15 protein-coding genes are annotated in these 12,561 nt (G+C 41.2%); 9 read left to right on the top strand and 6 right to left on the bottom strand.

The genetic code is table 11. The annotated features are described in order from the left end of the window. Positions 1-268: 268 nt before the first annotated feature. The 3 genes from VSA01S_RS01220 to VSA01S_RS01210 all read right to left on the bottom strand — a co-directional run bounded on the left by VSA01S_RS01220 (position 269) and on the right by VSA01S_RS01210 (position 3,109). Positions 269-1,402 (bottom strand): flagellin, encoded by a 1,134-nt coding sequence (locus VSA01S_RS01220; RefSeq protein ID WP_039979610.1) that lies wholly within the window; start codon positions 1,400-1,402, stop codon positions 269-271. Positions 1,403-1,624: 222 nt separating this feature from the next. Further along, positions 1,625-2,530, bottom strand: coding sequence for a Dyp-type peroxidase (locus VSA01S_RS01215; protein WP_039979609.1), 906 nt, complete (start codon positions 2,528-2,530; stop codon positions 1,625-1,627). A 117-nt stretch (positions 2,531-2,647) separates the two neighbouring features. Next, a complete protein-coding gene (locus VSA01S_RS01210; protein WP_083932208.1) occupies positions 2,648-3,109 on the bottom strand; it encodes a DUF2919 domain-containing protein in 462 nt (153 codons plus the stop codon). 244 nt (positions 3,110-3,353) lie between these two features. Between VSA01S_RS01210 and VSA01S_RS01205 the strand changes: the two genes are divergently transcribed. Continuing rightward, positions 3,354-3,710 (top strand): DUF2956 domain-containing protein, encoded by a 357-nt coding sequence (locus VSA01S_RS01205; protein WP_039979608.1) that lies wholly within the window; start codon positions 3,354-3,356, stop codon positions 3,708-3,710. 33 nt (positions 3,711-3,743) lie between these two features. Here VSA01S_RS01205 and VSA01S_RS01200 read toward each other — a convergent pair whose 3' ends face one another. Continuing rightward, positions 3,744-4,031 (bottom strand): winged helix-turn-helix domain-containing protein, encoded by a 288-nt coding sequence (locus VSA01S_RS01200; RefSeq protein WP_039979607.1) that lies wholly within the window; start codon positions 4,029-4,031, stop codon positions 3,744-3,746. 287 nt (positions 4,032-4,318) lie between these two features. On the opposite strand from VSA01S_RS01200, the gene VSA01S_RS01195 reads away from it, so the two are divergent. From VSA01S_RS01195 to VSA01S_RS01170, 6 genes are all read left to right on the top strand, one after another. After that, entirely contained in the window at positions 4,319-4,666 is a 348-nt protein-coding gene (locus VSA01S_RS01195; RefSeq protein ID WP_371860735.1) for an ArsC family reductase, read from the top strand. Between the two features lie 18 nt (positions 4,667-4,684). After that, positions 4,685-5,821 (top strand): succinyl-diaminopimelate desuccinylase, encoded by a 1,137-nt coding sequence (dapE, locus tag VSA01S_RS01190; protein WP_039979605.1) that lies wholly within the window; start codon positions 4,685-4,687, stop codon positions 5,819-5,821. Between the two features lie 151 nt (positions 5,822-5,972). Beyond that, positions 5,973-6,671 (top strand): M15 family metallopeptidase, encoded by a 699-nt coding sequence (locus VSA01S_RS01185; protein ID WP_039979604.1) that lies wholly within the window; start codon positions 5,973-5,975, stop codon positions 6,669-6,671. Then, positions 6,668-6,865 (top strand): DUF2897 family protein, encoded by a 198-nt coding sequence (locus VSA01S_RS01180; RefSeq protein ID WP_039979603.1) that lies wholly within the window; start codon positions 6,668-6,670, stop codon positions 6,863-6,865. The genes VSA01S_RS01185 and VSA01S_RS01180 overlap by 4 nt, the downstream gene beginning before the upstream one ends. 163 nt (positions 6,866-7,028) lie before the next feature. Continuing rightward, positions 7,029-7,418 carry a hypothetical protein gene (locus VSA01S_RS01175; protein WP_050567269.1) on the top strand — a complete coding sequence of 130 codons (390 nt, stop codon included), beginning with the start codon at positions 7,029-7,031 and terminating at the stop codon, positions 7,416-7,418. A gap of 74 nt (positions 7,419-7,492) precedes the next feature. Next, positions 7,493-8,905, top strand: a complete 1,413-nt coding sequence (locus VSA01S_RS01170) for a PepSY-associated TM helix domain-containing protein (RefSeq protein ID WP_039979602.1) — start codon at positions 7,493-7,495, stop codon at positions 8,903-8,905. A 97-nt stretch (positions 8,906-9,002) separates the two neighbouring features. On the opposite strand, the gene bamC is transcribed toward VSA01S_RS01170, so the two are convergent. Further along, positions 9,003-10,022 (bottom strand): outer membrane protein assembly factor BamC, encoded by a 1,020-nt coding sequence (gene bamC, locus VSA01S_RS01165; RefSeq protein WP_039979601.1) that lies wholly within the window; start codon positions 10,020-10,022, stop codon positions 9,003-9,005. A 52-nt stretch (positions 10,023-10,074) separates the two neighbouring features. Then, positions 10,075-10,953 (bottom strand): 4-hydroxy-tetrahydrodipicolinate synthase, encoded by an 879-nt coding sequence (gene dapA / locus VSA01S_RS01160; protein WP_039979600.1) that lies wholly within the window; start codon positions 10,951-10,953, stop codon positions 10,075-10,077. A gap of 283 nt (positions 10,954-11,236) precedes the next feature. Between dapA and VSA01S_RS01155 the strand changes: the two genes are divergently transcribed. Beyond that, entirely contained in the window at positions 11,237-11,779 is a 543-nt protein-coding gene (locus VSA01S_RS01155) for a glycine cleavage system transcriptional repressor (protein WP_039979599.1), read from the top strand. A 15-nt stretch (positions 11,780-11,794) separates the two neighbouring features. Next, positions 11,795-12,262, top strand: a complete 468-nt coding sequence (gene bcp, locus VSA01S_RS01150; RefSeq protein WP_039979598.1) for a thioredoxin-dependent thiol peroxidase — start codon at positions 11,795-11,797, stop codon at positions 12,260-12,262. Positions 12,263-12,561: the final 299 nt, after the last annotated feature.

Here is a 12,561-nt window from a genome sequence, read left to right as displayed (position 1 = left end):
TCTTCCGGTGTTGCGGCTTCCGACGTCTCGGAAAACCAAGTAGTTCTCTCAAAGTTACTTTTATTAACGGCGTCGCTTTTGATTTCTTGAGAAAAAATTTAAATTTTAAAAAAAAAGCCAGACTTAGGGAAAATTGTGACTAGAGCCCTAAAAAAGAAAAAGCGTAGTTTTTTTAAAGTTTGTTTTATAGTGTCAATAAGAGTGAGTTGAAGTGAAGTTCCTAATAAAGCCCAAGACCTCAACGGAGCCTTTCTTGCTAGTTCTAGCGTTAACCAAGCAGGCTTAAAACAAGATTGGGGGCCTGTTTTGCTTGAGCGAGAATTGTTGTACTAACTTGCTGTAAGATTTGCTGTTTGACTATTTGTGTTGTTTCTTTGGCATAGTCTGCATCTTGAATGCGGCTATTTGATGCCGCTAAATTTTCATGAATATTATCGAGATTGCTAATCGCATGACCAAAACGATTTTGGTAAGCCCCCAACTCTGCCCTGTGTCTGTCGACGTACTTCATTGCCGTATCCAAAACCGCCACAGCTCTTTGTGCACCACCAACGGAAGTAATATCGATATCATCAACCACTTCATAACTTTTTACCGCTAAATTAAGTTCATTGGCCAAGGTGCCAGAGAAAGACAAAGAGCCAGAGGTTTCCTCGCCTGCTATGAATAACTGTAACTGCTTATCTTGGTTCACTGAAGCGGTTAATTTATCCGTTTGACCATTGATGAAGGTAGCTAATTCCTCTATGTCATCCCCAGCTTTAGCTTGTATTGATAGGGTTTCAGGCTGACCTGCACGATTGATAAAAGAGACGTTTAATTGCTTTGTGCTTTCGTTCACTTGCCAGTTAGAGCTGGCTCTTTTCTGCGCAACATAACTAACCCCCCCCATATCCAAACCATCAGTACGCATTGATTTTAACTCTATTTGTACTGCCTCCCCCGAACTGGCACCAACCTGAAAAGCTGATCGACCAAAGTTGCCATTGAGTAATTTCCGCCCTGCAAAAGAAGTGGTTTCCGCAATACGATTCAGCTCATCATTCAAAGCCGTAGTTTCTTCTTGTAAGGCAAGGCGCTCAGCTTGACTGTTTGAGCCATTCGCTGATTGTAGAGAAAGGTCACGCATACGTTGCATAATATTAGTGACTTCATTCATGGCACCTTCAGCGGTTTGTATGATCGAAATACCATCATTAGCATTGCGTACAGCAACGTCCAAACCTCTCATCTGCGATTGTAGGCGGTTAGCAATTTGTAAACCGGCTGCATCATCTTTGGCGCTATTGATACGCTTGCCCGAAGATAACCGCTCTAGAGATTGATTTAGCATATCCGTTGCATTATTCAAATGACGCTGAGCAGTAAGAGCGGCAACATTAGTATTGACGGTGATCGTCACGAATAAGAGTCCTGAAATTTAAGCACTCAATATTTATCGACCAAATTTCATAAAGGTTTAGTATCTTTTTGAAAAGGGGCTATCTTTACAAACAAATGTAAAAAGACAAGAAAAAAGAAAACACTCCACTGAAAGGCTTTAAAGAAAATATGATTAAGAAGAAAACGGAGCCTAGTTTTGCTGAAAGGCTAATTAGGCTCTATTTCATGAAGTATGGTGGAATTAATTTACAACCGAAAGTTCTTCCAACATCGATTGTGAAGGAGCAAAGAAATAAGCACCTGTTACTGCATTACTAAAACGAAGCAGTTGATCTGTCTTACCATCCGTGACTCCATACATGCTTTCTAACATTACTTTAATGTTATGTAGTGTATTACAATATGAAATAAACAATAAACCGTGAGAACCTGTCACACTGCCATATGGCAAACTATGACGTACAACCTTAAGTCCCTTACCGTGTTCTTTAATATCAACACGACCGACATGGGATGCTGCAGGTACGTTTTCTAGTTCTATCGAATCCTCTTTCGTACGCCCGATAACCTTCTCTTGTGCCGATACGCTAAGGCGGTTCCATGCTGGTATGCTATGTTCAAAGCGTTGAACCATTACATAACTACCTCCCGCAAAAACCCCCTCTTTTATTAAAGCGACTTCTGCACGTGCTTCACCTTTAGGATTCTCCGTTCCATCAATAAAACCTGTCATGTCACGGGCATCTAAGTAACGAAAACCGTATGTTTCATCGACAACAGTGACATTATCTACGGCATCGGCAAGAAACTTCCTCATGATATAAAAATGCAAATCATGACGTTTAGAATGACAATGAATAAGAACATCGACATCAGTGCTTGGCGCGGTTATATCCCCTTCACCTAACTGAGTAAAATCAATCAATTCATCAGGCATTGGTAAATTTAAATGCTGCCAAAAAGAGCGAGAAAACGCGATTGAAAGCGTCAATTCCGCACCAGGCTGATTATGATTGAGTTCTCTGACGAGATCAGGAAGCAATTTCAGTTGGTCCAACACTGTGGCATGGTTTTGATTGATTTTTAGCTGAGTATAAAGTGCAAATGGTCCTGCATCTGGCACAATCGCTGTTTGAGCTTGTGACATTGAAAAATCCTCTTTACATTGCCCAATATGGGGAATTTATCATTAATTTTATTATACCCAAGTAACCTTAGATGCTTCATCCAGTGACAGCTTCCAAAGGGTTAGGTATGAGTACTTTTAGGGTTCAAGCTGTGGTACACGAAAACAGTCTCTAACCCACTTTCCACTAAGGAGATAGAGCATAAACCAACTCAGCAAAATCATTGAAAGCGCATTAGGCCAACTAAATACACCATGCTCAAGATAGATATGATACATCGTCTGTACCAATTGAATCGCGCATAAGATCAAAGTGATTGCACGACCACGCTGAGTAATTTGGCTGACCCATTTTCGGTCTGCATGCCTTAACCCCATTAACCACATCAATAATACGCTGGGTATGCCCATAGCCAACCCAAGGTAGAGTGTACTAGAATCAGGATACACCATCGACAGTACTTTGCTTCCATTATCTCGGCTAACACCAGCCATGACGAACACGCCCCAAGAACGAGCCAAAAACATCCAGCCTAGCCACAATAATTTGGGTGCTTTTAAAAAACCATGGGCGTCATAATCATCCAACGCGTAACGCACAATATTGCCTTCTATATTTACATCTATATTTAGCACAATCGTACCAGAGTTTTAAGTCAGTAAGAATGTTATATTCATTTCCTCAACATAGAAAGGTACACTATAACCAAGTGCTCTCAAGATGCTTGATGCTGAGTGATATCGCTGAACACATCATCTTGAGGTAACTTAGATATACCCAAATTCAGAGGCTATAAATAAACGGTCACAACCAAAGTAGGCTGCTCATGAGGTCGCACACTATATGAAAAAGAAAAACACTACTTCAGCTGTCCCTTCCCCAGAAACACAAACAGAAGCAATGGCCATTGCAAAATCGACACAAAAACCTGGCCAAACAAAAGAGCAAACCAAACTGATCGCGCAGGGTATCGAAAAAGGGATTGCTCAATACAAAAAGCAGCAGAAAGAGCGCAACCGCCAAGCAGATAAAGCGAAGAAAAAGCAACAAAAATATAAGCAAAAACAGCAGACAGAACAGACCTTACCCGAAACCATCGAGATGAATCAAAGTCCTTCAGCAAACTCCATTTGGTTTCCATGGAGTCTACTCGTCTTAAGCTGGATTGGCTTTTTGATTTATTTTTGGGTCAACAAATAGCTGTTTTAGAAAAAAGAGCCAGCGATTGCTGGCTCACGTTCTTGATGCAAGGCTGTTTACTATTGCTGCTTGTTGTTCAAGTATCCATTGACTATCAAAAGGACCCCAGTTGGATAATTGATAGTAACCATCATTATGGCGTCGACCATCTTGAACAAAACTCAGTTCAATTCCAATCCCTGGTAGTGCTTTCAAAATATCTTGAATCGTTCGACGTGGCCAGCCGGTCGTTTCAATCAATTTTGGCACATTCGGTCTCTCTAAATTTTCAACCAGCAAGGCTAAATATAAGCGCCTAGCAAAAACAGGGCTCAACTCCATTGATCTCTCCTCATGTTGTGATGACTTATTATTTCCTTTTTAATCCTTCTGATTTTGCGTTCGATCAATTATTCGCCTATCTCACCCCAGCAATTAACACTATCATTAAAAACCAACAGAAAAACAACAGATCCGTTAGTCAAGGGACAAGATTTATGTACTTTGCTGTGAAATATTTGTTGTATCATTTTGTCAGTGTATCCGCTTCTTGGTAGGATGTTTTCTTCTACAGAAGTCGTGTAATGAACTGTAATGTTCATAAGCAAGGAATTAATAGGAAGATGACAATGATCACCATGTTCGGTATCCCAAACTGCGACACCATTAAAAAAGCCAAAAAATGGTTAGAAGCAGAAAACATATCTTTTGAGTTTCATGACTATCGTAAACAAGGTATCGATAGCGCTATGGTGACAGAGTTTTGCCAAACTCTTGGCTGGGAACAAGTTCTCAATAAACGCGGTACCACTTACCGCCAATTAACCCAAGAACAGAAAGACAGCCTAAATAAAGACAATATCGTGGCACTTTTAGTCGAACACCCGGCAATGATTAAACGCCCAATCTTAAAGGTCGACGCTCAATTTCACATCGGTTTTAAAGCGGAACAATACGCCGCGATTTTTAACAGCTAATCAAAGGAAAATTCAAGGATGATAGACAGTCCTGTAATCAACTTAGCCAAAGATTTAATCGGCAGACAATCGGTCACACCTGAAGATGCAGGGTGTCAAACTGTTATGATCGAGCGCCTCAAAGCTCTCGGGTTTGAAATCGAAGTGATGGTATTTGAAGACACAACCAATTTCTGGGCTCGACGTGGAACACAATCTCCTTTGTTTGCTTTTGCAGGCCACACAGACGTGGTTCCAGCGGGCCCTATTGAGCAATGGGACACTCCCCCTTTTGAACCAACAGTAAAAGACGGCTACCTTTATGGTCGCGGAGCAGCAGACATGAAGGGATCGCTAGCAGCCATGCTGGTTGCGGTAGAACGCTTTATCGAGGCCAACCCAAATCATACGGGCTCAATTGGCTTTTTAATTACTTCAGATGAAGAAGGTCCATTTATTAATGGTACAGTACGTGTTGTGGAGGCCTTAATGGCCCGTGGGGAAAATATCGACATGTGTATTGTCGGTGAACCTTCTAGCACAGATAAAGTGGGCGATGTCGTCAAAAATGGCAGAAGAGGCTCAATCACTGGCGATCTCACCATTAAAGGGACCCAAGGTCATGTCGCCTACCCACACCTTGCCAACAATCCAGTGCACCAATCTTTATTGGCCATTCATGAACTCACTACAACGGAATGGGATAAAGGCAATGAATACTTCCCACCAACCAGCTTCCAGATCCCAAATGTTGCAGCAGGTACAGGGGCGTCCAACGTTATACCTGGTGAGTTTAAGGTACAATTTAATTTGCGCTTCAGCACAGAGCTGAATAATGACATCATCGTTAAGCGAATCACTGAAATTCTAGATAAACATCAGTTAGATTATGAACTCAAGTGGACCTTTAATGGCGACCCGTTTTTAACCGACACAGGTGCATTACTTGACGCAGTTGTGTCCGCCGTCAGTGAAGTCAACCACACCCAACCAGCGTTACTCACCACAGGTGGAACCTCCGATGGCCGTTTTATCGCCAGAATGGGTGGGCAAGTGGTCGAGCTCGGCCCTGTTAATGCTACCATTCATAAAGTGAACGAATGTGTAAAAATGGATGATCTTGAAAAGCTGACTCACATGTACGAAAAAACTCTACAGCACTTGTTTGCTCAGTAAGATCGGTTAATCGCAACCATTATCGTAAAAGTTTGTGGCTCGAATAATGAGCCGCAAACGATGGGTAATCGACCCACGTAAAATTACGACGATGAGAGACAAACTTGCACCATCAAGGCTAGCCCAAAGCCCTACTAGAAACGAGATTATCATGACCCCAGAGCAACTGACCGGCACCACCAATACCCATTTGCAGTCTTATTTAATCGATCAGAAAACCTTCATGCTGCATCCTGCTGTTAGCCACGACTTACTCAATATGATCGAAGCGGCTAACAAAGCTGGGTTTAAAATGGAAGTTGCCAGTGGCTTTCGTAATTTTGAGCGACAAAGAGGGATTTGGAATAGTAAGTTCTCTGGTGATCGTCCGATTTTCGATGGCAACGCACAACCTCTTGATAAAGCATCTTTGAGTGATAAAGAGAAACTCATGGCTATCCTACGTTGGTCTGCCTTGCCGGGTGCAAGTCGCCATCATTGGGGGTGTGATTTTGATGTCTATGCACGTAATACGTTACCTCAAGGCACGGCTCTAAAACTGGAACCTTGGGAGTATCTTGAAGGCCATCAACATGATTTCTATCAATGGCTCACTGCTCATTTGGATCAATTTGGCTTCTTTCTGCCCTATAAAGCCGACAAGGGGGGGGTCGCCAAAGAACCTTGGCACATAAGCCATAAAAGTGTGGGACAACAGTGCCTAAGATCTCTAACCCCTGCACTTTTGACCCAGCAACTCCACCAGCAAAATCAGTTGGAACCTATCGGTGGATTTGACATTATCGTAAAACATTTAGATGAGATTTACAGCCAATTCATCACTAACATTACCCCACCGGAGGCACTATGATAGAACTACTTACTAACCCTTGGGTCATCATCATCGTTGTCTTAAGTGTGGTTATCGGTAATATTGCGGCCCTAAAATATACCGCTAAGATGAAGTTTGATCATATGGATAAAAGTCGTGAGGATAAGTTGGACAAACTCAATGCTCTCGATAAACAGCGTCAAAATGAAGACGAAAATAACCGTAAAGATTGAAGGAGACTTAAGTTCTCTAAAGCTATCTTCACGATACACTGTCCACCCAAGTAATATTTGAGATGTAAATAAACCTCTCACATTTGTTAAATATTAGTGTAAAAAAACTGGTATTGTCTTTTCTATCATTTATAGTGCCGAGCAATTCGTAAATAGTATGACGATGAGCCCGAAACTTAATTCTTACAGCTTGATGCTGAAACTCAGCCTATTTAGTTGGCTGCTCGTTTCGTTTATGCCTGTAATCAATGCACATAGCAGCGCAGCAGGAGTTTGGGCATCACTCTGTACCATCAATGGTTTTCAACTGGTCAAGATTGAAGATGGCAACCTACAACCCCAGTATAGTAAACCGTGTCCGTTTGCTCATTTCTCCAACTTTCATCACTCTGAACTTCCAACAAATAGCCTTTCGACTCAACAAACACCAATCCCAGTAGAGGGCTATACTTACCTATCTTTAAACGTTCGTTTTAAAAACCCTATCCCACGAGCTCCCCCCTTTGACTTAAAACTGAATAACTTATTTCGTATCAATAAAACTATTTCGTAAAGTCACACGCTTCTTTCTATCTGATGCGGTCTTAGGACTGAAGGATAAATGGCGTTTTAAAAGGGAAGATTTCTTTGAACACCTTTACTAAAAATCAAACAATTGCAACTTCACGTCGTAAAAACCTCTATTTTCTCACTTGGCGTTGGCATTTTTATGCTGGATTATTTGTCGTACCTTTTATGTTGATGTTGGCTTTGACAGGTATCATTATGCTGTTCGATGACGAGATCGAGCAAGCTCGCTACAATGAGCTATTAACGGTGATCCCAGAAGCACATGTTATATCAATTTCTGAGCAACTTGCCGCGATACAAAACACCTATCCGGAGACGCAAGTCACCCAGTTTATACCTGCAACTCAGGCAGATTTACCCAACCGCTTTTCCTTACTTTTTAACGATGGTTCAACTCGAATAGCCATGGTTAATCCTTATTCTGGTGAAGTTTTAGGCTCGATAGATCGCAGTGAAAGCTGGTATGAATGGGCAAACAAGATTCACAGTACCTTATTGCTTGGTAAATGGGGGGACTACTTGATTGAGATTTCAGCCAGCTTGGGCATTATTCTACTGGTTAGTGGCATCTACTTATGGCTACCGCTGGATAATCCACGCAAGGCGAGTTTTCTCAAACTGCGCATTGGTCATGGTACACGAGTACTTTGGCGAGATCTGCACGCAAATTTAGGCGGGATATTCTCCTTGGTATTACTCTTCTTTTTGATTTCAGGTCTTGCTTGGACAAGCATTTGGGGAGGCAAATTGGTACAGGCTTGGAATACTTTTCCCACCTATTACACTTGGGGAGAAAAGCCGCAGTCAACGCTAACTTATGCCGATTTAAATCATGGCTCCGAAAAAGAAATGCCGTGGAGTCTGGAACAAGCCTCAGTACCGCAATCAAGCCATCATGGTGGAGGTGGCAAGACGATGTCTAGTCATTCTACCTTTAGCATTGATCAAGTTATTACCAAAGCCAAAAGCCTTGGCTTTACACAATATCGTATCGCCTTTCCACGTGGAAAAACGGGAGTTTATACCGTATCTGCTAATACAATGGCGGGAGATATAGTCGACCCACGAGAAGAACGCACTGTGCATTTTGACCAATACTCCGGAGCATTATTAACTGAAGTGACTTGGCAAGATTACTCACCCTTTGCCAAAGCTATGGCGGCAGGAGTTTCACTGCACCAAGGTGATCTAAGTATTTGGAACAAAATAGCGAACCTCCTATTTTGTTTTATCTTCATTCTTATCTCGATTACTGGAGTGGTAATGTGGTGGTTACGTCGGCCTGCGACTCAAACACGACTTGGTGCTCCACCTCGTTTTGAACAAGATGGTATATGGAAAGCTGGCTTAGCGACATTAGTGGTTATCGGTTTGGTTTTTCCATTGGCAGGGGGCACTATTGTGCTAGCTTTACTGATCGATTGGCTATTGGTCAGTCGATTCAGTAAGCAAACAGTCACATTGAGTTAAACAATTGAGTCTATCCTAGATAATTTCAAGACTCTCAAGTATACAAAAGGGATCATCCGATCCCTTTTGTATTTTTCAGCTTTAAAAACTCAAAGCGCTACTGTTTTACCGTTGCGGCTAAAACAGGCACTAATGACTTCAATAATGCTTCTTCGACAGGTTTACCAGAGGCATCTGTAACATTAATTGATGTACGGTTGCCTAAGTCACCAAGTTGGAAAGTATATTTACCTGATTTTAGGTCAATAGGCTCAACACCGATATCATTCCAAAATGCATCATCTGGGGAGGTGTATTTAGTCGTAACAATACCCTGAGATTGATGACGTTCCTCTACTTTAAAGCCCATCTTTGGTAAAATGCTTGGTATACGATCCCATGCAACATTGTATGGAGAACGAGCAATAATTACTGGTAAGCCGCTTCGATCTTTACCCATTGTCACTGGAATATGTTTTACCAAGTTTTGCGATTTTTGCTGTGCAAGTTCACGAGCGGTTTGATCATAACGCACCGTAATCAGGTTGGTCATGAGCACATTATAACGTTCACGGTTGAGCTCTGTCACAGGTTTAACCTGATTACCTTCACGCCAACCAATCAAATTAACTTTAAAGCCATGACGACCATCTTGATCAATTAGAGTTATTTCATACCGGCTGTCAATTTCAGTATCTTCGTCTGGTGACTCCCAAGATATCCAATCTGTTTCGAGACGATTATCCGCTTGATTGACCAAAGATGTATTTTTTTCCTTCAGCATCTCTTGAATCGTAAGCCAAACTTTATCGAGGTCATCCCGACTAAGTAACCAAAGTGTTACTTCACTATTCTTACTATGTTCGAGCCTTGCACCTGGTATCAATTCTAAAATTTGCTGAGGTGGACGAATATCAACATCTTGACCCGCGCCTCCCTTAAACTTCCCTTCTGGAATACGGTAATTAGGGTAGAAATGTGGTTGGGAATCTATCGCAAGCTTCCACTCTTTTAGAGCGGGTGTGTTCAAATATTCAAAGTCATCTTTAGCTTGACGACGCTGAGTTGCACCACCTGAACAGGCAGTCAATACGAATACAGCTAGTGAACTTAACACTAACTGGCTTGAAAGCTTCATTTAAACTCCTAAAAATACTGAAGACGAATATGTTCTCAGTATGAACTCAATCTTAGTAAATATCCGCGTCTGTTAACGCTTGTTCCACCGCGGGCTGCGATTTATAAGAAAGCTCGACCAAAGGAAGACGCAAACTACCATCTTCTATCAAACCAAGTTTATTTGCCGCCCATTTTACTGGGATGGGACTTGATTCAATAAAGAGCATTTTATGCAACGTCATCAAACGTTGGTTGATTGCTTCTGCTTGCTCAAACTTACCTTCGCTTGCTAAATGGAATATATCAGCCATGTCTTTAGCCGCGATATTGTTAGTTACAGAGATAACGCCATGACCGCCAAGTTTAACAAATTCTAGGCCCGTCGCATCATCACCACTTAGTAAGATAAAATCTTCGCCACAAAGTTCACGGTGTAGAGCAATTCTATTCAAATCTCCAGTTGCGTCTTTAAGGGCCACGATATTATCTAGTTTAGACAAACGAGCAACTGTTTCTGGAAGTAAATCTACCGCTGTACGTCCAGGCACATTATATAAAATTAGGGGAATATCACTCGCTTCAGAGATTGCTTTGTAATGTTGAAACAACCCTTCTTGAGTCGGTTTGTTATAGTATGGTGTAACACTAAGAAAGCCAGAAATACCCGAATCTGCTAATAGCTTGCTGAATGTTACCGCTTCATGAGTTGCATTCGCACCGGTACCCGCAATTACTGGCAGGCGACCATCGGCAAATTCCACCACTTTATGAACAACTTTTACATGCTCTTCAATCGTTAGAGTTGCAGACTCACCTGTTGTTCCTACAGCGACAATACCATCAGTGCCAGCCTCTACATGGTGTTCTACTAGTTTCTGCAAGCCATCAAAGTCTACCTCACCATCAGCTTTAAATGGTGTAATCAGTGCTACGATACTTCCTGAAAACATGTTTCTCTCCCTTAATTTAATCTATTTGCATGGTACTGTAATGCACTTGAAGAACACAAGTGTATAACGCCGTTTACCATACTTATTTGAGTGATTATTTCTCTTTGCCTCTACTAAAGTGATCTAATACATTCAGCTGAGAGTAATATAGCTTGAATATTGATTTGTCTAATTAATAAACAAAACATTTAAATTTAATTTAAAATAGCCAACCCCGCCACATTTCTTAGACATATCTGTGCTAACATCTTTGTTATTGTAGTAAAGGACAAGAAGCTCATTTATGAAGCAACATTTGGTACTTACAGCGATTGGAACGGATCGTCCAGGCATTTGTAATCATGTGATAAAACTCGTCACACAAGCTGGCTGTAACATTGTCGATAGCCGAATCGCTTTGTTTGGTAATGAGTTCACTCTCATTATGTTACTAACGGGTAATGCGATGCATATCGCTCGTGTAGAAACCCACTTACCCCTTCTAGGTCAAGAGCATAACCTGATCACAATGATGAAAAGAACCTCATCACACGAAGTTCTCGATAACAGCTATGCACTCGAGGTTTTTATAGAATCGGAAGACAAAGTCGGCTTAACAGAGAAATTCACTCAGTTTTTTGCAGATAAACACATTGGGATCGACTCCCTTAGTGCTCAGACGATCAATAAAGCAAAATTCCAACTAGATGCAGATCAATTTCACATCGCTATTACAGCATCCGTAAATGCTGAATGTAATCTGATGCAGTTGCAGGAAGAATTCAACCAACTTTGCCACACTCTGAGTGTACAAGGTTCTTTAAATTTTATTAAAAATACATTATAAGAAAAGGAAACAACTATGAATACGCTGACTGCAGGCACGCCAGCGCCCGCCTTCTCTTTATTAGACCAAGATGGCAATACCGTCTCACTGGGAGATTTAAAAGGTAAAAAAATTCTGTTTTACTTTTACCCAAAAGCCATGACCCCAGGTTGTACAACTCAAGCACAAGGTCTTCGTGATATAAAGCCTGACTTAGATGCACATAATGTTGTGGTTCTAGGAGTGAGTATTGATCCCGTTAAGCGTCTTGGTAAATTTATTGAACGTGACCAACTAAACTTTACGTTACTTTCTGACGAAGACCATGCTGTCGCAGAACAATTTGGTGTTTGGGGCGAGAAAAAGTTCATGGGCAAAGTATACGACGGCCTACATCGAATCAGCTTTCTTATCAATGAAGAAGGCGTCATTGAACACGTTTTCAATAAATTCAAAACTAAAGACCACCACCAAGTGGTTTTAGACTATTTGAATAGTAAGTAACTCGTTTACACAGCACTCTTCATAATAACTTAGCTCCCAATGTACCCAAGTCACCCCACGTTACTTGGGTATATACCTAATCACTTTAGTGACCAACTAACATTAAATATTTAGGCACTATACCGTTCAAAATATATATCCCCGAATTCATCGTCTTTTATTAATTTATTTCTCTAAATAAAATCCGTGAACTAAAAAATATTTTTAGGAATGACATCGAATTAAATTGGAATATTCATGAAATAAAGAATGCTTTTCTTTAAGTGCGTCTGTATTTCATATTTGGAAATATTTTTTCA

Origin of the sequence: Vibrio sagamiensis NBRC 104589, from assembly GCF_007990935.1 — a bacterium.
In the GTDB taxonomy this organism is placed as follows: Bacteria; Pseudomonadota; Gammaproteobacteria; order Enterobacterales; family Vibrionaceae; genus Vibrio; species Vibrio sagamiensis.
Note: the sequence above shows the minus strand (reverse complement) of the source record. Positions and strands in the feature narration are given on the sequence as shown.

Coding starts and splice junctions, on each gene's coding strand:
- VSA01S_RS01215 (WP_039979609.1), bottom strand. CDS start 2,530: ATGTCACAAGCTCAAACAGCGATTGTGCCAGATGCAGGACCATTTGCA.
- VSA01S_RS01205 (WP_039979608.1), top strand. CDS start 3,354: ATGAAAAAGAAAAACACTACTTCAGCTGTCCCTTCCCCAGAAACACAA.
- VSA01S_RS01200 (WP_039979607.1), bottom strand. CDS start 4,031: ATGGAGTTGAGCCCTGTTTTTGCTAGGCGCTTATATTTAGCCTTGCTG.
- VSA01S_RS01195 (WP_371860735.1), top strand. CDS start 4,319: ATGATCACCATGTTCGGTATCCCAAACTGCGACACCATTAAAAAAGCC.
- dapE (WP_039979605.1), top strand. CDS start 4,685: ATGATAGACAGTCCTGTAATCAACTTAGCCAAAGATTTAATCGGCAGA.
- VSA01S_RS01185 (WP_039979604.1), top strand. CDS start 5,973: ATGACCCCAGAGCAACTGACCGGCACCACCAATACCCATTTGCAGTCT.
- VSA01S_RS01180 (WP_039979603.1), top strand. CDS start 6,668: ATGATAGAACTACTTACTAACCCTTGGGTCATCATCATCGTTGTCTTA.
- VSA01S_RS01175 (WP_050567269.1), top strand. CDS start 7,029: ATGAGCCCGAAACTTAATTCTTACAGCTTGATGCTGAAACTCAGCCTA.
- bamC (WP_039979601.1), bottom strand. CDS start 10,022: ATGAAGCTTTCAAGCCAGTTAGTGTTAAGTTCACTAGCTGTATTCGTA.
- dapA (WP_039979600.1), bottom strand. CDS start 10,953: ATGTTTTCAGGAAGTATCGTAGCACTGATTACACCATTTAAAGCTGAT.
- VSA01S_RS01155 (WP_039979599.1), top strand. CDS start 11,237: ATGAAGCAACATTTGGTACTTACAGCGATTGGAACGGATCGTCCAGGC.
- bcp (WP_039979598.1), top strand. CDS start 11,795: ATGAATACGCTGACTGCAGGCACGCCAGCGCCCGCCTTCTCTTTATTA.